Source organism: Geodermatophilus sp. URMC 62 (assembly GCF_052931475.1).
The window spans coordinates 2,243,021-2,260,109 of record NZ_JBRFHY010000001.1; the positions used below are offsets into that span (position 1 = coordinate 2,243,021).

Annotated in this window: 22 protein-coding genes and 1 riboswitch; of the genes, 8 read left to right on the forward strand and 14 right to left on the reverse strand. The window is 78.2% G+C overall.

Features of this window, described 5'->3' with window-relative positions; translation table 11 throughout:
- Nucleotides 1–9: 9 nt before the first annotated feature.
- Both ACU616_RS10750 and ACU616_RS10755 read right to left on the reverse strand, forming a co-directional pair.
- Nucleotides 10–1,035: an S-adenosylmethionine:tRNA ribosyltransferase-isomerase gene (locus tag ACU616_RS10750; protein ID WP_446758449.1), complete on the reverse strand. Its 1,026-nt coding sequence runs from the start codon at nt 1,033–1,035 to the stop codon at nt 10–12.
- On the reverse strand, nt 1,032–1,727 hold the full coding sequence (locus tag ACU616_RS10755) for an SDR family NAD(P)-dependent oxidoreductase (RefSeq protein WP_446758450.1): 696 nt from the start codon (nt 1,725–1,727) through the stop codon (nt 1,032–1,034). Before ACU616_RS10755 ends, ACU616_RS10750 begins: the two co-directional genes overlap by 4 nt.
- Before the next feature lie 48 nt (nt 1,728–1,775).
- On the opposite strand from ACU616_RS10755, the gene soxR reads away from it, so the two are divergent.
- Together soxR and ygiD are read left to right on the forward strand one after the other, a co-directional pair.
- Complete coding sequence (gene soxR / locus ACU616_RS10760; RefSeq protein WP_446758451.1) at nt 1,776–2,243, forward strand: redox-sensitive transcriptional activator SoxR; 468 nt, start codon at nt 1,776–1,778, stop codon at nt 2,241–2,243.
- A gap of 113 nt (nt 2,244–2,356) precedes the next feature.
- A complete protein-coding gene (ygiD, locus tag ACU616_RS10765) occupies nt 2,357–3,208 on the forward strand; it encodes a 4,5-DOPA-extradiol-dioxygenase (protein ID WP_446758452.1) in 852 nt (283 codons plus the stop codon).
- Nucleotides 3,209–3,222: 14 nt separating this feature from the next.
- Here ygiD and ACU616_RS10770 read toward each other — a convergent pair whose 3' ends face one another.
- The 11 genes from ACU616_RS10770 to ACU616_RS10820 form a co-directional block, all read right to left on the reverse strand.
- Entirely contained in the window at nt 3,223–3,954 is a 732-nt protein-coding gene (locus ACU616_RS10770) for an SGNH/GDSL hydrolase family protein (protein WP_446758453.1), read from the reverse strand.
- Nucleotides 3,955–3,972: 18 nt separating this feature from the next.
- Nucleotides 3,973–5,214 (reverse strand): uroporphyrinogen-III C-methyltransferase, encoded by a 1,242-nt coding sequence (cobA, locus tag ACU616_RS10775; protein ID WP_446761472.1) that lies wholly within the window; start codon nt 5,212–5,214, stop codon nt 3,973–3,975.
- Complete coding sequence (cobC, locus tag ACU616_RS10780) at nt 5,211–6,323, reverse strand: Rv2231c family pyridoxal phosphate-dependent protein CobC (protein ID WP_446758454.1); 1,113 nt, start codon at nt 6,321–6,323, stop codon at nt 5,211–5,213. The genes cobA and cobC overlap by 4 nt, the downstream gene beginning before the upstream one ends.
- Nucleotides 6,320–6,667, reverse strand: coding sequence for a cobalamin biosynthesis protein (locus tag ACU616_RS10785; RefSeq protein ID WP_446758455.1), 348 nt, complete (start codon nt 6,665–6,667; stop codon nt 6,320–6,322). The genes cobC and ACU616_RS10785 overlap by 4 nt, the downstream gene beginning before the upstream one ends.
- A complete protein-coding gene (locus ACU616_RS10790; protein ID WP_446758456.1) occupies nt 6,646–7,500 on the reverse strand; it encodes an energy-coupling factor ABC transporter ATP-binding protein in 855 nt (284 codons plus the stop codon). Before ACU616_RS10790 ends, ACU616_RS10785 begins: the two co-directional genes overlap by 22 nt.
- Nucleotides 7,497–8,231 carry a cobalt ECF transporter T component CbiQ gene (gene cbiQ / locus ACU616_RS10795; RefSeq protein WP_446758457.1) on the reverse strand — a complete coding sequence of 245 codons (735 nt, stop codon included), beginning with the start codon at nt 8,229–8,231 and terminating at the stop codon, nt 7,497–7,499. Before cbiQ ends, ACU616_RS10790 begins: the two co-directional genes overlap by 4 nt.
- A gap of 87 nt (nt 8,232–8,318) precedes the next feature.
- The gene (locus ACU616_RS10800) at nt 8,319–8,624 is read right to left on the reverse strand and encodes an energy-coupling factor ABC transporter substrate-binding protein (RefSeq protein WP_446758458.1); all 306 of its coding nucleotides are present in this window, start codon (nt 8,622–8,624) and stop codon (nt 8,319–8,321) included.
- Nucleotides 8,621–9,310: an energy-coupling factor ABC transporter permease gene (locus ACU616_RS10805; RefSeq protein WP_446758459.1), complete on the reverse strand. Its 690-nt coding sequence runs from the start codon at nt 9,308–9,310 to the stop codon at nt 8,621–8,623. The genes ACU616_RS10800 and ACU616_RS10805 overlap by 4 nt, the downstream gene beginning before the upstream one ends.
- Entirely contained in the window at nt 9,297–10,679 is a 1,383-nt protein-coding gene (locus ACU616_RS10810; protein ID WP_446758460.1) for a cobyrinate a,c-diamide synthase, read from the reverse strand. Before ACU616_RS10810 ends, ACU616_RS10805 begins: the two co-directional genes overlap by 14 nt.
- Entirely contained in the window at nt 10,676–11,290 is a 615-nt protein-coding gene (gene cobO, locus ACU616_RS10815; RefSeq protein WP_446758461.1) for a cob(I)yrinic acid a,c-diamide adenosyltransferase, read from the reverse strand. The genes ACU616_RS10810 and cobO overlap by 4 nt, the downstream gene beginning before the upstream one ends.
- A gap of 2 nt (nt 11,291–11,292) precedes the next feature.
- Nucleotides 11,293–13,305 (reverse strand): putative cobaltochelatase, encoded by a 2,013-nt coding sequence (locus tag ACU616_RS10820; protein ID WP_446758462.1) that lies wholly within the window; start codon nt 13,303–13,305, stop codon nt 11,293–11,295.
- Between the two features lie 61 nt (nt 13,306–13,366).
- A riboswitch (cobalamin riboswitch) is annotated at nt 13,367–13,437 on the reverse strand.
- Nucleotides 13,438–13,544: 107 nt separating this feature from the next.
- Here ACU616_RS10820 and ACU616_RS10825 point away from each other — a divergent pair.
- The 5 genes from ACU616_RS10825 to ACU616_RS10845 all read left to right on the forward strand — a co-directional run bounded on the left by ACU616_RS10825 (nt 13,545) and on the right by ACU616_RS10845 (nt 16,192).
- On the forward strand, nt 13,545–14,003 hold the full coding sequence (locus ACU616_RS10825) for a hypothetical protein (RefSeq protein WP_446758463.1): 459 nt from the start codon (nt 13,545–13,547) through the stop codon (nt 14,001–14,003).
- Entirely contained in the window at nt 14,000–14,293 is a 294-nt protein-coding gene (locus tag ACU616_RS10830; RefSeq protein ID WP_446758464.1) for a transcriptional regulator, read from the forward strand. Before ACU616_RS10825 ends, ACU616_RS10830 begins: the two co-directional genes overlap by 4 nt.
- Before the next feature lie 2 nt (nt 14,294–14,295).
- Nucleotides 14,296–15,357, forward strand: coding sequence for an AbrB family transcriptional regulator (locus ACU616_RS10835; protein ID WP_446758465.1), 1,062 nt, complete (start codon nt 14,296–14,298; stop codon nt 15,355–15,357).
- 31 nt (nt 15,358–15,388) lie between these two features.
- Nucleotides 15,389–15,694, forward strand: a complete 306-nt coding sequence (locus tag ACU616_RS10840) for a hypothetical protein (RefSeq protein WP_446758466.1) — start codon at nt 15,389–15,391, stop codon at nt 15,692–15,694.
- Nucleotides 15,695–15,763: 69 nt separating this feature from the next.
- Nucleotides 15,764–16,192 carry a hypothetical protein gene (locus ACU616_RS10845; protein ID WP_446758467.1) on the forward strand — a complete coding sequence of 143 codons (429 nt, stop codon included), beginning with the start codon at nt 15,764–15,766 and terminating at the stop codon, nt 16,190–16,192.
- Between the two features lie 4 nt (nt 16,193–16,196).
- On the opposite strand, the gene ACU616_RS10850 is transcribed toward ACU616_RS10845, so the two are convergent.
- Nucleotides 16,197–16,685 carry a type II toxin-antitoxin system PemK/MazF family toxin gene (locus ACU616_RS10850; RefSeq protein WP_446758468.1) on the reverse strand — a complete coding sequence of 163 codons (489 nt, stop codon included), beginning with the start codon at nt 16,683–16,685 and terminating at the stop codon, nt 16,197–16,199.
- A 189-nt stretch (nt 16,686–16,874) separates the two neighbouring features.
- On the opposite strand from ACU616_RS10850, the gene ACU616_RS10855 reads away from it, so the two are divergent.
- Nucleotides 16,875–17,072, forward strand: a complete 198-nt coding sequence (locus tag ACU616_RS10855; protein ID WP_446758469.1) for a hypothetical protein — start codon at nt 16,875–16,877, stop codon at nt 17,070–17,072.
- The last annotated feature ends 17 nt before the right edge of the window (nt 17,073–17,089 follow it).

Here is a 17,089-nt window from a genome sequence, read left to right on the forward strand (position 1 = left end):
CCGCGGGCCTCACGGCAGGAACAGCATCGAGTCGCCGTACTCGTGCCACAGGTACCCGCCGGACACCGCGGCGCGGTAGGCGGCGGCCACCAGGTCCGGCCCGGCGACGGCCTCCAGCAGCAGCAGGTGGCTGGCCTCGGGCGCGTGCAGGCCGGTGACCAGCCCGGTCACCGCCCGGGCCGGCCGGTCCGGGCCCAGCACGAGGTCGGTCCAGCCCTGCCCGGGGCGGGTGACCCCGTCGTCCCCGGTGACGGTCTCCAGCGCCCGGGTGACCGTGGTGCCCACCGCGACCACCCGCTGCCCGGCGGCCCGGGTGGCGGTCACCAGCCGCGCGGTGACCTCCGGGACGCGGTAGCGCTCGGGTGCCGGCGGCTCGTGCAGCTCCGGGCTGGAGACGCCGGCGTGCAGCACCAGCGGGACCACCGGGATCCCGCGGGCCACCAGCCGGACGAGCAGCCGGTCGGTGAACGGCCGCCCGGCGCTGGCGTTCTCGGCGCTGCCGGGTTCGGTGGCGTACACGTTCTGCGCCTCGTCGAGCCGCACGGGCGCCGACAGGTAGCCGTAGCGCACCGGCTGCCCGTGCTCGGCCAGGTAGGGCACGAGGGCGACGGCGGGCTCGGGCCGGGCCTCCCACAGCCGCGACGGGCGCGCCGGGTCGGGGAAGCCGGTGCGCAGCCGCAGCCGGACGCCGCCGGGCAGGGCGAGCTCCGTCCCGGGCTCCAGGCCGGTCTCGGGCCCGTCGTTGCCGGGACGGCGGACCTCGACCACCCAGGAGCCGTCGTCGAGCGGGGTGGACACGTGCAGCGGGACCAGCTGCCCGTCGGCGCGGCGGGCGTCGAGGCGGGCGGGCAGCGTGGCAGAGGTGTTGACCACCACGAGGTCGCCCGGGTCGAGCAGGTCGGGCAGGTCGGGAAAGCGGGCGTGGGTGAGGCTGCCGGGGCGGACGGCCAGGAGCCGGACGCCGTCGCGCGCCAGGCCGCGGTGCTCCGGCGGCGCGGGAGCCTCGCGGCCGGGCGGGAGGACGAAGGTGCTCACCGGGCTGCTCCGGCCGGGAGCAGTGCGGTCGCGCGGTACCGGCCGCTGGGCGGGGGGTCGTCGAGCAGCCGGAGGAACGCGGGGACGACGGTCTCCGGCTCCGGCAAGCCGTCGTCCTCGGGCGCGGCGGCGCGGTGCATGTCGGTGGCCATGTCGCCGGGGTCGACGGCGTACACCCGCAGCTCCGGGAGCTCGGCGGCGAGGACGGCGGTGAGCTGGTCCAGGGCGGCCTTGCTCGCGCCGTAGCCGCCCCAGCCGGGATAGGCCTCGACGGCGGCGTCGCTGCTGACGTCGACGACGACCCCGCCGGCCGCCTGCAGCGCCGGCAGCACGGCCTGGACCAGGGCGAGCGGCGCCACGGTGTTGACCGTGAGCACGTGCTCGAGCGCGGCCGGCGGCAGCTCGGCCAGCGGGGGCAGTGGCGTGGGGCCGAGGTCGCTGGCGTTGTTCACCAGCAGGTCGAGCCGGTCGCCGGCGGCCGCAGCCAGCGCGGCGCGGTGCGCGGGGTCGGCGACGTCCCCGGCGATCGTGGTGACCAGGTCGGGGGAGGGCAGGCCGGCGACGGCCGCGGCGAGCCGGTCGCCGTCCCGGCCGTCGACGACCAGGCGCCAGCCGCGTGCGCTCAAGGCGGTGGCGAGGGCCCGCCCGAGGCCGCGTGAGGCGCCGGTGAGGAGTGCGGTGCGAGGGGTCATGGCCGTAGGCTCTGACCTCAAGTGCACTTGAGGTCAAGGGGGCCGGGGATGGACGGGTTGCCGATCGGTGAGGTGGCCGCCCGGTCGGGGCTGGCGCCCTCGGCGCTGCGCCACTACGAGGCGCAGGGCCTGATCACCGCCACCCGTACGGCGGGGGGCGCGCGGCGCTTCCCGCGGTCGGTGCTGCGGCGGCTGGCCTTCGTGCGCGCGGCGCAGAACGTCGGGCTGACCCTGCCGGAGATCCGCGCCGCCCTGGACACCCTGCCGGAGGGGCGCACGCCCTCGGCCCGCGACTGGGCGCGCCTGTCGCAGGGCTGGCGCGACCGGCTCGACGCGCAGATCCGGGCGCTCGAGCAGCTGCGCGACGGGCTGTCGTCGTGCATCGGCTGCGGCTGCCTGTCGCTGACGACATGCGCGCTGTCCAACCCCGGGGACGTCGCCGGCACGGAGGGCCCCGGCGCCCGGTGGCTGTCCCCCCTGCTGCGGCGGGTGCCGCCCTCGAGCAACGCAGGCTGACCGGCCGGAGCGACGCAGGCCGACCGGCCGGTACGCCTCGCGCGACCGGGCCCGGAGCGGGAGGATCCGGGACGGCGCCGTCCACCCCCTGACCGCCGGACGAGGAGAGCCGCATGACCCTCATGCCCGCCGCCTTCATCGGCCACGGCAACCCGATGAACGCCCTCGAGCACAACCGCTACACCGAGGCCTGGCGGGCCTTCGGGCGGGCGGTGCCGCGGCCGCGGGCGATCCTCGTCGTCTCGGCCCACTGGTACGTGCACGCCACGGCGGTGACCGCGATGCCCCGGCCGCGCACCATCCACGACTTCTTCGGCTTCCCGCCCGAGCTGTTCGACGTCAGCTACGACGTCCCGGGCCTCCCGGACCTGCACGAGCAGGTCGCCGACGTCGTCTCCCCGAGCTGGGTGGGCGCCGACCTCGACAGCTGGGGCATCGACCACGGCGCCTGGTCGGTGCTGCTGCACGCCTTTCCCGAGGCCGACATCCCGGTCGCGCAGCTGTCGATCAACGCGCTCAAGAGCCCCGACTACCACCTGCAGATGGGGGCGGCGCTCGCTCCGCTGCGCGAGGACGGCGTCCTGGTCATCGGCAGCGGCAACGTGGTGCACAACCTCGGCGGGGCCAGCCGGGCCATGCCCGACGCCGGCTTCGACTGGGCCCAGCGCTTCGACGAGCGGGCCAAGGAGCTGATGCTCTCCGACCCGGGGGGCATCGCGCGCCTGGACGGCCACCGCGACTTCGACCTGGCCGTTCCGACGCCCGACCACTTCCTGCCGCTGCTGTACGTGGCCGGGATGGCCGAGGCCACCGGGACGGCGGCGGAGGTGCTGGTCGACGGCTACGCCTACGGCTCCCTGTCGATGACCTCCTACACCGTCGGCATGCCGGCGCCCCAGCCCGACGGCAGCGGCTTCGCCGCGCCGCTCCCCGACGGCCTGCCACCGGACGGCGCCAACATCTGACGCCGCGGGCCGGGTCAGCCGGCCAGGGCGGTCCCGGCCAGGGCGGTCGCCCACTCGCGGACGGCGGCCGCGTTCGGGTGGAAGCCGTCCGCGGCGAAGTGGTCGGCACCGGACAGCGGGGGCGCCGGGGCGTGCCGGACCCCGGGACGCCGGGCGGCGAGGCGGTCGAGCTCGCGGTCCAGCGCCCGCGCGTGCCACCCGAGCACCCCGCGCAGCGGTTGCGGGAGCGTCGGGAAGGCGGCCAGGTCGGGCAGCCCGGCCAGGACCACGACGCCGTCCGGCGCGACCAGCGGCGCCAGCGCGTCGAGCAGCGCGGTGACGTCGCGGCGCCAGGCCGCCCGCGCGCGCAGCCGCAGGGTGTCGTTCACCCCGAGCTGGACCAGGACGACGTCGGCGACCGGCCCGGCCAGCGCCGGCACCAGCCGGGGGACCGCGCGCCCGGCCGTCGTCCCGGTGCGGGCCGCCAGCCGCCAGCGCACCTCCCGGCCGCTGCGGCCGGCCAGCGCGGCGGCGAAGCGCGCGGCCAGCGCGTCGTCCTGGGTGGCGACGCCCACGCCGGCGGCCGGGGACTCCCCGACGACCGCCACGGTCAGCGGCGGGCCGTCGCCGGCGGCGACGCCGCTGCGGGGCCCGGCCGCCTCGGGCAGCACGGGTGTGCGCCGGCGGACGCCGGTGCCCTGGACGGCCAGCACCGGCGCGAGCACGACGGCGGCGGGGCGGGTGGCGCGGACGGCGACGGCTCCCATGCGCCCGGACCGTAGACCTCAGGCGCCGAGGGCGACGACCTCCCCGACCACCCACACCGCGGGGGGCCGGATGCCCTCGTCGGCCAGCGTCCGCGCCAGGCCGGCCAGCGTCGTCCGCACCACCCGCTGCGTGGTCGTCGACCCGTCGGCGACCACGCCGACCGGGGTCTCGGGGGAGCGCCCGTGCTCGACCAGCGCCGCGGCGATCGCGCCCGCGGTGTCGACGCCCATGAGCACCACGATCGTGCCGCGCAGCCGCCCCAGCGCCGGCCAGTCGACCAGCGAGGCCGGGTGCCCGGGCGGCACGTGCCCGGAGACGACGACGAACTCGTGGGTCAGCCCGCGGTGGGTGACCGGGATGCCGGCCAGGCCGGGGACGCCGATCGCGCTGGTCACGCCGGGCACCACCTCGACCGGCACGCCCGCGGCGACGCACGCCTCGAGCTCCTCCATGCCGCGGCCGAAGACGAACGGGTCGCCGCCCTTGAGCCGCACCACCCGCTTGCCGGCCAGCGCGTGCTCGACCAGCAGGGCGTTGATCTGCTCCTGCGCCATCGACCGCCCGCGCGGCAGCTTGGAGGCGTCGATGACCTCGACCTCCGGGGGCAGCGAGGCCAGCAGCCCCTGCGGTGCCAGGTGGTCGGCCAGGACCACGTCGGCCTGCGCGACCGCCTGCTGCCCGCGGACGGTGATCAGCCCCGGGTCGCCCGGCCCGCCGCCGACCAGCACGACGCTGCCGGTCCGCCCGCCCTCGGGCTCGCGGGCGGCGCGGTCGCGGATGCTGCCGTCGGTGAGCCCGGCGACGACGGCGTCGCGCACGCCGACGGCCCGCTGCGGGTCGCCGCCGCCGTGGACGCCGACGACCAGGTCGCCCTGCCGGCCGACGGCGGGGGTCCAGACGCTGGAGGCCGAGCGGTCGTCGGCGCGGGCGCAGAAGACGTGCAGGCCCTCGGCCTCCTCGGCCACCGCCGCGTTGACGGCGGGGTCGTCGGTGGCCGCCACGGCGTACCAGGCGCCGTCGAGGTCGCCGGGCCGGTAGCGGCGGCGCACCCAGGTCAGCGAGCCGGGTTCGACCAGGGCCTCGAGCGCGGGGGTCACCTCGGGGCTGACCACGGTCACGCGGGCACGGGCCTCCAGCAGCCCGGCCACCCGGCGGTGGGCGACCTGGCCGCCGCCGACCACCACGACGCGGCGGTCGAGCAGGCGCAGGCCGACGGGGTAGACGACGCCGGACTGCGGGTCGACGGGCGTGGCGCTCAGCGGTGCTCCTCCGGGACGGCGGCCGGCAGCGACGTCGTCGTCGGCATCGGGACCAGGGTTTCCTCGGCCCCCAGGATCGCAGCGAGGTCCGCGGCGAACGCACGCGAGGTCGCCGGGTCGCGGACGGCCACCCGCAGGTGGTCGGGGGACAGGCCCGGGAAGGTGTCGCCGCGGCGGACGGCCCAGCCCCGCCCGCGCAGCGCCGCGCGCACCCGCTCGCCGTCCGGCACGCGCAGCAGCACGAACGACGACCGCGGCTCCCCGAGGACGGTCACCCCCCGCGGCAGGGCGGCCAGCAGCGCGGCGCGGTGCGCGGCCAGCTCCCGCGCCGCGGCGCCGGCCTCCGCGCGGGCGGCCGGCGCCGTGCAGGCGACCGCCGCGGCCAGCGCGGGCGTCGACAGCGGCCAGTGCGGCTGCGCGGCGGCGAGCGCGGCGACCAGCTCCCGCGGCCCCAGCACGTAGCCGACCCGCAGGCCGGCCAGCCCCCAGGTCTTGGTCAGGCTGCGCACGACCAGCAGGCCGGGCAGGTCGGTGCGGTGCGCCAGCGACGCGGGCTCGCCGGGGACGGTGTCGGCGAAGGCCTCGTCGACGACCAGCACGCGGCCGGGGCGGGCCAGCGCGGCGACGTCGTCCGCCGGGTGCAGCACCGACGTGGGGTTGGTCGGGTTGCCGAGGACGACGAGGTCGGCGTCCTCGGGGACCGCCCGCAGGCGGTAGTGCGGCGGCTCGAGCAGCAGCCGCTCGACCGGGTGGCCGGCCGCGCGCAGGGCGGCCTCGGGCTCGGTGAACGACGGGTGCACCACGACCGGGCGCCGGGGCGAGAGGGCCCGGGCGAGCAGCACGAACGCCTCGGCCGCGCCGGCGGTGAGCAGCACCTCGGCGGGGTCGCGGCCGTGCGCGGCGGCCACCGCGGCGCGCGCGGGGCCGGTGTCGGGGTAGGCGGCCACGTCGTCGAGGGCGCGGCGCAGCACGTGCCGCAGCCACGGCGGCGGGGTGCCGGCGCGGACGTTGACGGCGAGGTCGGTGAGGCCGGGCGCGAGGTCGAGGTCGCCGTGGTGGTCGAGGTCGCCGTGGTGGTCGAGGTCGCCGTCGGCGTGCGGGCCGGTCACGTGGCCACCGCGACGGTCACCCGGCCGTGCGCCGTCTTGCCCACCACCAGCCGCGCGCCGCCGAGCAGCGCCGCGGCCTCGGCCACCGAGGCGGTCCCCACGGCCGCGGCCACGCGGGCCGAGGGGGCGGGGACCTCGACTCCCGCGAGCGCGGCGGCGGGGTGCCCGGTCAGCGGCCAGCCGCGGGCCGCCGCCGCGGCGACGAGCCCGGGCTCGGCGGCGCGGGCGTCGAGGGTCGCCAGGCCGGTCACGCGGGCGCCGGGCGGCAGGACGGCGTCGACGGCGGCGAGCACCTCCTCGGCCCGCACCCCCGACACCGCCCCTACGCCGACGGTGACGTCCACGTCGGCACGCCGGGGAGCGCGGCCAGCAGGGCGGCGGCGTCGCGGGGGAGGGGCCCCTCGGGCAGCAGGCGCAGCGCCCGCAGCCGCGCACCGACCGTCAGGGTCCACGGCCGGTCGAGGCGGGCGCGGGCCAGCAGGCCGTCGTCGGCCAGGACGTCCTCGGGAGCGCCCTGCACCACCCGGCGGTCGACGACGACGGCCACCTCGTCGGCCCAGCGCAGGGCCAGGTCGACGTCGTGGGTGCTCATGACGACCGTCGAGCCGGACTCCTGCAGCCGGGCCAGCGCGGCCAGCGCCTCGGCGACGGCGGAGGGGTCCAGCCCCGCGGTCGGCTCGTCGAGCAGCAGCACGCACGGGCGCATCGCCACCGCGCCGGCGATGGCGACCCGCTTGCGCTCGCCGTAGGAGAGCTGGTGGGTGGGCCGGCCGGCCAGCGCGTCGACGGCGAGCAGCGCGAGCGCCTCGGCGACCCGCTCGCGGACCTCCTCCTCGGGCAGGCCGAGGTTGAGCGGGCCGAAGGAGACGTCCTGGGCCACCGAGGCGCTGAACAGCTGGTCGTCGGGGTCCTGCAGGACCAGCTGCACCTCCTGCCGGTGCGCCCGCAGGCCGCCGCGGGTGTGCCGCAGCAGCGCCCCGTCGACGGCGACCCCGCCGGCGTCGGGTCGCAGCGCGCCGGACAGGCAGCGCAGCAGCGTCGTCTTGCCCGAGCCGTTGGCGCCGAGCAGGGCCAGCCGGCGCCCGGCCGGGACGCTCAGCGAGGCGCCGTCCAGCACCCGGCGGCCGCGCTCGTAGCCGACGACCAGCCCCTCGGCGGTGAGGCTGCGGTGGCTCATGCCGCCAGCCCGACGGCCACCAGCGCGGCCAGGCCGGCGGCGGTGGCGGCGAGGAACGCGCGGGAGGAGGGGTGGGCCTCCGGCAGCACCCGCAGGCCGGTCTCCAGGCCGCGGCCGGCCAGGCCCTCCTGCAGGCGGCGGGCGCGGTCCCACGAGCGGGTGAGCACCGCGGCGGCCAGCGCTCCCGACGAGCGGTAGGAGCGGCGCACCGAGGAGTAGCCCATCCGGTTGGCCTGGGCCTCGCGGATGGTCGACAGGCTCTCCAGCAGCACGAACAGCATCCGGTAGGTCACGCCGGCGACCTCGACCACGGCCGCGGGGACGCGCAGCCGGTGCAGGGCGGTCAGCAGGTCGCTCACCGGCGTGGTGGTGGCCAGCAGCAGCACCGCGGCGCCGCCGGCGACCGCGTGCCCGACCAGCGAGCCGGCCCGGGCGGCGGCGTCCGGCGCCCAGCCGAGCCCGGCGCCGTCGAGGGAGACGACCGCGGTCAGCGCACCGACGGCGACGAAGGCCAGCGGCCAGCGCACGGCGCGGCCGAAGGTGCGGGCCGGCACCCGGGCCGGGCCGAGGGCGAGGACGACGGCGGCGGCGGCGACCAGCACGCTGCCCGGCCAGGCCGGCAGGACGAGCGCGCAGACCACCAGGCCGCCGCAGAGCAGCAGCTTGTCCAGCGGCGCGCGGGTGCGCCACGCGCTGGCCCAGGCGGCGTCGTCCACGGCCAGGCCGCTCACGCCGTCGCCCCCGTGGTCATCGGCACCCGGTCGCCGGCGCGCCCACGACGGACGACCACCCGGCGGTGATCACGGGGGAGGTGGGGGTCACGGGCGGCCGTCCTCCCGCGAGCGCTCGGCCTGCCGGCGGCCGCGCAGCCGGCCGAGCACGTAGCCGAGCACCCCGCCGCCGAGCGCGGCCTGCAGCGCGAACAGCCCCGACTCGACCTCCTGGGACGACGGCGAGAACACCGACTCGAACCACGGCCGGTAGCCCGACTCCTCGATGGCCGCGGCGGCCTGCCCGTCGGTGCCCGCGTACTCGGCCGAGCCGCCGTCGAGGAGCAGCGGGAGGGCGACCAGCGCCACCACCGCGACGACGAGCAGCGCGGTGACCAGGCGGCGGCGGGTCACGCGGCCTCCTCCGTCGGGGCCGGCTCGGGGCGCAGGACGCCGAGCCGCTCGAGCTCGGGGCGGGCGTTGACCGTGAGCACCCGGAACAGCAGGACCCCGAGCAGGCCCTCGGCCACCGCCAGCGGCACCTGGGTGACGGCGAAGACGCCGAGGAACTTCACCGCCGCGCCGGCGAACCCGCTGGACGCGTCGGGGAAGGCCAGCGCCAGCTGCAGCGACGTCGTGACGTAGGTGGCCAGGTCGGCCAGCGCCAGCGCGACGAAGACCCCCGGCAGCAGCCCCGCACCGAGCGCCCGCGCCAGCCGGTACGCCCCGTAGCCGGCCCAGGGCCCGACGACGGCGAACGCGAACGCGTTGGCGCCGAGCGTGGTGAGCCCGCCGTGGGCCAGCAGCAGCGCCTGGAAGAGCAGGACCACCGTGCCCAGCAGCGCCATCACCGGGGGCCGGAACAGCACCGCCCCGGCGCCGGTGCCCGTCGGGTGGCTGGAGCTCCCGGTGACCGAGGGCAGCTTGATCGCGCTGAGCACGAAGGTGAACGCGCCGGCCGCGCCGAGCAGCAGCGTGGACTCCGGGTGCTCGCGCACCTCCCGGGTCACCGCCCGCGCGCCGTGCACCACGAAGGGGGCGGCCGCGACCGTCCAGCCGATCGCGTGCGGCGCCGGCAGGAAGCCCTCAGCGATGTGCATGCCGTACCCCTTCCGGCACGGCCGCCGCGCAGGCGGCCACGAACCGTTCGGCCAGGGCCGGGGACCCCGCCCAGTGCAGGTGCAGGTAGGAGGCGTGCACCGAGCCGGAGACGAACCCCTCGGGGCCGGCCGCCGACCACTGCCAGGCCGGCGTCGCGCCGGCGCCGGGCAGCGCGTGCGTGCGGTGGAACTCGTGGCCGCGCACCCGGGTGCCGGCCGGGGCCAGCACGCTGCCGGTGACGGCGACCGCCTCGCGGTAGCCCAGGGTCAGCCGCGGGGACATCGCCGTCGCGACGTCGAGGACGCCGCACATCGGGTGCCCGTCGAGCTCGCGGGCGAGGTAGAGCAGCCCGGCGCACTCGGCCGCGACCGGCCCGCCGCGGGCGGCGAGCGCGGCGACGTCGGCGCGCAGCGTCCCGTTGGCCGACAGCGCCTCGGCGTGCACCTCGGGGAACCCGCCGCCCACCACCAGCCCGGCGGTGCCCTCGGGCAGCGCCTCGTCGCGCAGCGGGTCGACGGTCACCACCTCGGCGCCGGCCGCGGCCAGCAGCTCGGCGTTCTCCGCGTAGCCGAAGGTGAAGGCCGCACCGCCGGCGACGGCGACCCGCGGCCGGCCGGGGACGGCGGTGACCTCGGCGGCGGGGTCCCACGCCGGGGCGTCGAGGTCGGGGGCGGTGCGGGCCAGTCGCAGGACGGCGTCGAGGTCGACGGCGCCGGCCACGACCTCGCCCAGCCGCCGCACGGTGGCCAGCGCCTCGGCCGACCGCTCGGCGGCCGGCACCAGCCCGAGGTGGCGCGACGGCGTGCCCAGCTCGGCGAGGCGCCGGACCGCGCCGAGCACCGGCACCCCCGAGGCCCCCAGCGCGTCGCGGAGGATCTCCTCATGCCGGTCGCTGCCGACCCGGTTGAGCACCACGCCGCCCAGCCGCACGGTCGGGTCGTAGGTGGCGAACCCGTGCACCAGCGCGGCGACGCTCTGCGCCTGCGCGCTCGCGTCGACGACCAGGACGACCGGCGCCCGCAGCAGCCGCGCGACGTGCGCGGTGGAGGCGAACCCCGGTTCCAGGCCCGGCCGGGTGGCGCCGTCGAACAGGCCCATGACCCCCTCGACGACGGCGACGTCGGCACCGCGGGCCCCGTGCAGGAACAGCGGGACGATCCGCTCCTCGCCGGCCAGCACCGGGTCGAGGTTGCGACCGGGACGCCCGGCGGCCAGGCCGGTGTAGCCGGGGTCGATGTAGTCGGGGCCGACCTTGTGCGGGGAGACCGTGAGCCCGCGGGCGGTCAGGGCGGCCACCAGCCCGGTGGCCACCGACGTCTTGCCCGCGTTGCTGCTCGGGGCCGCGACGACCACGCGCGGGGTGCTCACCACTCGATCCCCCGCTGGCCCTTCTGGCCGGCGTCCATGGGGTGCTTGACCTTGGTCATCTCCACGACCAGGTCCGCGGCGGCGACCAGGGCCGGCGGGGCGTCCCGGCCGGTGACGACGACGTGCTGGGTGCCCGGCCGGTCCGCCAGCGTCTCGACGACGTCGTCGACGTCCACCCAGCCCCACTTCAGCGGGTAGGTGAACTCGTCGAGCACGTAGAACCGGTGCGCCTCGGCGGCGAGGTCACGCTTGATCTGCGCCCAGCCCTCGGCGGCGTCGGCGGCGTGGTCGACCTCGGTGCCCTGCCGGCGCGACCAGCTCCAGCCCGAGCCCATCTTGTGCCAGACCACCGGCCCGCCCTCACCGGTCTGCTCGTGCAGCCGGCCCAGCGCGGTGAGCGCGTTCTCCTCGCCCACCTTCCACTTGGCGCTCTTGACGAACTGGTAGACCGCGATCGACCAGCCCTGGTTCCACGCCCGCATCGCCATGCCGAACGCGGCGGTGGACTTGCCCTTCATCTCGCCGGTGTGCACCGCCAGCAGCGGCCGGTTGCGGCGCTGCCGGGTGGTCAGCCCGTCCTGCGGGGGAACGGCGACCTGCCCCTGCGGCACCGTCAGGCCGCCGCTCGGACGGCGCGGACGGTGCCGGCGAGCGTCTCGGCGGCCAGCTCCTCCAGCCGCAGGGTCTGCGCCCCGAGGTGGCTGCCGAGGACCCCGGCCAGCCCGAGGCGCACCGGCCCGGACTCGCAGTCGACGACGACCGCCGCCGTCCCCTCCCCGGCCAGCCGCCGGGCGGCCGTGTGGGCCGCGCCGAGAGCGTCGGAGCCGCGGGCGCCGGTGGCCCGGCCGTCGGTGACCACGACGAGCAGCGCCCGCCGCTGCGGGTCGCGCACCCGCTCGACCCGCAGCACCTCGGCGGCACGCCGCAGGCCGGCCGCCAGCGGCGTCCGCCCCCCGGTGGGCAGCGTGCGCAGCCGGGCCGCGGCCGCCTCGACCGACCAGGTGGGCGGCAGCGCGAGCTCGGCGTCGCCGCCGCGGAAGGTGACCAGCCCGACCTTGTCGCGGCGCTGGTAGGCGTCGAGCAGCAGGGAGAGGACGGCGCCCTTCACCGCGCCCATCCGCGAGCGCGAGCCCATCGAGCCGCTGGCGTCGACGACGAACAGCACGAGGTTGCCCTCGCGACCCTCCAGGGTGGCCTGGCGCAGGTCCTCGCGGGCGACCCGCAGACCCGGGCCGGTGCGCCCGCGCGCGACCTGGTGCGGCGCGGCGGCGAGCACGGTGTCGGCCAGGTGCAGCCGGGTCACCGGTCCGGACGGGCGGACCGACCCCACCACCCGGCCGCGCTCGGCCCGCGCCTTCGACCGGCGTCCGGCCGCGCCCGCGCCGACGCCGGGCACCTCGAGCCGCCGCGCGCGGAACGGGTCGGCCGGCGCGACCGCCGCCCGCTCGGACGCCGGCGCCCCGCCCTGCCCGCCGTCGGTCTCGCCCTCGCCGGGCGAAGGAGGCTCTCCCCCTGTCTCGGGCGCCGATCCGTGCCTGTCGCTTCCCGTGCCTGCCTCACCGGGCGGGGGAGCGCCGCCGTCGCCGGGGCCGTCCGGGGGCGGGGGCGGGTCGTCGTCGGGGCGGGAGTCCTCCAGCGCCTGCTCGAGGGTCTCGTCGTCCAGGCCCGGGGTGTCGAAGGGGTCGCGCCGGCGGCGGTGGGGGAGGGCCAGGCGGGCGGCCACGCGGACGTCGTCCTCGGTGACCTCGTCGCGGCCGCACCACGCGGCGTGCGCGATCGCGGCGCGGGCGGTGACCAGGTCGGCGCGCAGCCCGTCGACGTCGAAGGCGGCGCAGACGGCGGTCACCTGGCGCAGCGCGTCGTCGGAGAGGACGACGTGCGGCAGCCGGGCGCGGGCGTCGGCGATGCGGCGCGCCAGCCCGGCCTCCTCGTCGGCCCAGGACGCCGCGAACCCGGCCGGGTCGGCGTCGTGGGCGAACCGGCGGCGCACGACCTCGGCGCGCTCGGCCGGGTCGCGGGGCGCGGCGACCTCGACGGTGAGCCCGAAGCGGTCGAGCAGCTGGGGGCGCAGCTCGCCCTCCTCGGGGTTCATCGTCCCGACCAGCAGGAACCGCGCCGCGTGCCGCACCGAGACGCCCTCCCGCTCGACGTAGGCGGTGCCCAGCGCGGCGGCGTCCAGCAGCAGGTCGACGAGGTGGTCGTGCAGCAGGTTGACCTCGTCGACGTAGAGCACCCCGCGGTGCGCGGCGGCCAGCAGCCCCGGCTCGAACGCCTTCACGCCCTCGGTGAGCGCCCGCTCGAGGTCCAGCGAGCCGACGACGCGGTCCTCCGAGGCGCCCACCGGCAGCTCCACCAGCCGCGCCGGACGCGTCTGCCCGGGGACGCCCATGTCGTGGGGCCCGTCCGGGCAGGCCGGGTCCGGGGCGGCGGGGTCGCAGGCGAACCGGCAGCCGGCGACGACGGTCACCGGGGGGAGGACGGCGGCCAGCGCGCGCACCGTCGTCGACTTCGCCGTGCCCTTCTCGCCGCGGACGAGCACGCCCCCGATGGCCGGCGAGACGGCGTTGAGCAGCAGGGCCAGCCGCATGTCGTCCATGCCGACGACGGCGCCGAAGGGATACGTCATGCGGGGGCACGGGTCCTCTCCCCGGGTGTCCACGCCCGGAGGTGGCAGGAGGCGACGGCGGGAGTTCCTGACTCCCCGGCGGCTGCCGGGTCACAGTGGCGGGACCGCGCCGGAGTCGCACCGGGCTTCCTCCACTGCCGTCGCTGTGGCGGCGCCCATGGAACCACGCCGGAGCGCCGCGCCGACAGACCGGGCCGCTGACTTGACGGATCGGAAAGCTACGGGCCAGGCTTTCCGCCATGGAAAGCAACGAGGTCTCCGACCGTGCTGCCGCCGCGGCCGAGCTGGCCGCCCTGCGGTCCCAGCGGGCCGCGCTGGCCGAGCGCGCGACACAGCCGTGGTGGTACGACGCCCTGCTGGGCCTGCTGCTGTTCGGGTTCATCGCCTCCTACTCGGTGCACGACAACTGGGTGACGCTCGCCGCCGTCGCGGTCTTCCTGCTGTGCCTGCGCGGGATGATGACGCTGTACCGCCGGCTCACCGGGTTCTGGGTGGACGGGTTCCGGCGGGGCCCGACACGACGGGCGGTCGTCGTCTGGGTCGTCGTGGCCCTCACGGTGCTGGGGACCGGCTTCGCCGCCGAGGAGCGCTGGCGCGGCGCGATGGTCGTCGCGGGTGCCGTGCTCGGCGTCGCCGTGGTCCTGGTCAGCCGCTGGTGGACGCGGATCTACGTCGCCGAGCTGCGCGGGCAGTCGTGACCGCGGTCGCGCCGCGCTTCGACGCGGTCATCCACCCGCCGCCCCGGCTGCAGATCTGCGGGCTGCTCGCCGCCGTCGACACGATGGAGTTCGCCGCCGTCCGCGACCAGGTCGGCGTGAGCGACTCGGTGCTGTCCAAGCACGTGAAGCAGCTGGAGGAGGCCGGCTACGTCACGGTGCGCAAGGCCACCGTGGCCTCGCGCCAGCGGACCAGCCTGTCGCTGACCCGGGACGGGCGGCGGGCGTTCGACGCCCACGTCGCCGAGCTGCGCCGCATCGCCGGCGTGTGAGGGTGCCCCGGCCCGACCCGCGACGGCTCGCCGACGGCGCCCTCGTCCTCGCCGGTGCGGTCCTCGCCGGCTGGCTGCTCGACCGCCTCGGCGTCCCGTCGGGCGGGCTGTTCGGCGGGCTGCTCGCCGGGCTGGTGCGCGGCCTGGGCGGGCGCCGGCCGCTCGACGTGCCGCGGGCGGCGACGGCCGCGGCGCAGTCGGTCGTCGGCGTCTCGATCGGCTCGCTGGTCGACCCCGACACCCTCGCCGCGATCGCCGAGGAGTGGCTGCCGGTGCTGCTGGTCACCGTGGCCACCCTGCTGCTCACCGTCGCCGCCGGGCTGCTGCTGCGGCTGCAGCCGGGGATCAGCCCGGTGACCGGCGCGTTCGCGATGATCGCCGGCGGCGCGTCCGGCATCACCGCGATGGCCCGCGACCTCGGCGCCGACGACCGCATGGTCGCCGTCCTGCAGTACCTGCGGGTGCTGCTCATCGTCGTCGCGATGCCGGTGGTCGCGACGACGGTCTACGGGGCCGACCCCGCTGCCGGGGGCGCCGTCGTCGAGGTGACCGGGCCCGGCTGGCCGGCCGGGCTGCTGTTCACCGTCGCCTGCGCGGTGGCCGGCGGGTGGCTGGCCCGGCGGGTGCGGCTGCCGGTGCCGGCGCTGCTGGGCCCGCTGCTCCTCGCCGCCGCGGCCGACCTCGGCGGGCTCTCCGGCGGGACCGCCGTGCCCGGGCCGGTCGAGGCGGCGGCCTTCGTGCTCATCGGCCTGCAGGTGGGCCTGCGGTTCACCGTGGCCAGCCTGCGCACCATCGGCCGGGCGCTGCTGCCGGCGCTGGCGGTGATCGTCGGCCTCGTCGTCGCCTGTGCCGGGCTGGGCGTCGTCCTCTCGGCGGCCACCGGCGTGAGCGAGCTCGACGCCTACCTCGCGACCACCCCCGGCGGCCTCTACGCGGTGCTGGCGACGGCCACCGGCACGGGGGCCGACGCCACCTTCGTCCTCGCCGTCCAGGTGCTGCGGCTGTTCGTCATGCTGCTCAGCGCTCCGCTGGTGGCGCGACGTCTGGGGCGCCGGGAGGACTGATCCCGTCGTCCGGGCGCCTACCCTCGACCGGGTGAGCGCAGCCAGGAGGGGGAGCGACCTGTCCGACGTCGAGCCGTCCGGGGTGCCCGAGCGAGTGGGCCAGGAGGACGCCGAGGACACCGTGCTGCTCTTCGTGGGCGGCCCGCTCGACGGGCGGGTCGAGGTCCGCGCCGCCCGCCACGGCGACCCGCTGCCCACGGTCACCCACGTGCACCTGCACGACGGCCCCAAGGTCGTCTCCCGCTACGACCTGCACCCGCTGCCCGGGCAGACGGGGGTCTACCACCTGCGCCCGCCGGTGCGGCAGGTGGCGCGCGACGAGCCCGTGACCGACTGACGGGCGTCACCCCGGGCCGGTGACGGCCGGCACTGACGCCCGCGGCCCGGCGTCGGCCACGGTGGGTCCGTGCACGAGACGCTGCTGGTCCTCCACGTCACGGCCGGGACGGTCGGGCTCCTGCTCGGGCCGGTCTGGCTGGTCGCGCGGCTGCGCGGTCACCGGGGCCGCCCCGCGGCGACGGGCTACCAGACGGCCGTAGCGCTGGTGGCCGCGACCGGCGGCGTGCTGGCCCTCGTCTCTCCGGGACTGGCCTGGCTGCTGCCGGTCGCCGTCCTCAGCGAGGGGCTGGCCGTCACCGGGGCACTGGCCCGCCGGCGGGCCTGGCGGCGCTGGCCGGCCCTGCAGCCCCGCCTGCTCGGCGGCTCCTACATCGCGCTGACCACCGGTGTGCTGGTGGCCGAGACCGGCAGCCCGGTCGCGTGGGTGCTGCCCGCGCTCCTGGGGCAGCTGCCCATCGCCGTGGCCAAGCGGCGGCTGGCGGTCGCGGCGGCCTGACCGGTCACCAGCCCTGGGTGCGGCGGGCGGCGGCGACCACCCGGTCGAACACCTCCCGGTCCAGCGCGGCGCCCTCCCGCCGGACGCGCCCGGGGTCGAGCACCAGCAGCCGGTCGAGCCGGACCTCGCTGGGCCGGCGGCGGCTGTCCCACCCGCCGGTGCCGACGTCCATCCAGGTCCGCCCGTGGCGGGCCTCGTCGGCGGCGTCGCGGTCGTGGTCCTGGCTGCTCAGCGCCAGCCCGACCAGCTCGTCGCCGCGCCGGCCGAGCACCAGGACCGGGCGGTCCTTGCCGCGGCCGTCCCCCTCGTCGAAGGGCACCCAGGCCCACACGACCTCGCCCGGGTCGGGCCGGCCGTCGGCGCGGGGCCGGTATGCGACGTCGATGCCGGCGGGCGGCGCAGCGGCCGGGCGCCCCGCCGGGGGACGGGACCGGGGCGCGGCGGCACGCACCAGCCGGACGAGGGTGTCCACGAGACGGCGCGGGCGGTCCATCCCCGCACCGTACGGACCGGCCCGGTGAGGGATGGCAACGGCGCGGCGAGGTCCCCTTCGTCCCGTTCGTCACACCAGTACCAATTCGTGTCGGTACCGGTTCAGGTGGCCCTCGCGCGGGCACCATCGTCGGCACGGGGCACGGGGCACAGGGCGTGGGTCGCCGGCGCCCCGGGAGAGGGGGCTCCCATGACCTCGGCCCAGCCCGTGATCCCCACCGGTCCGCGTCCGCGGGAGGTGCGGGCGAGCGTCCTCGCCGCGTTCCAGCTCGTCGAGGACGCCCGCTACCTGGGCACCGGACGCGGTCCCCGGCGCCGCCGCGCCCGCCGCGTCACCGAGCGCACCATCGCCTACCGCCGGCTGGCGCGCGACGTCCGTCTCGGCTGACGGTCCCCGCCGCGGGG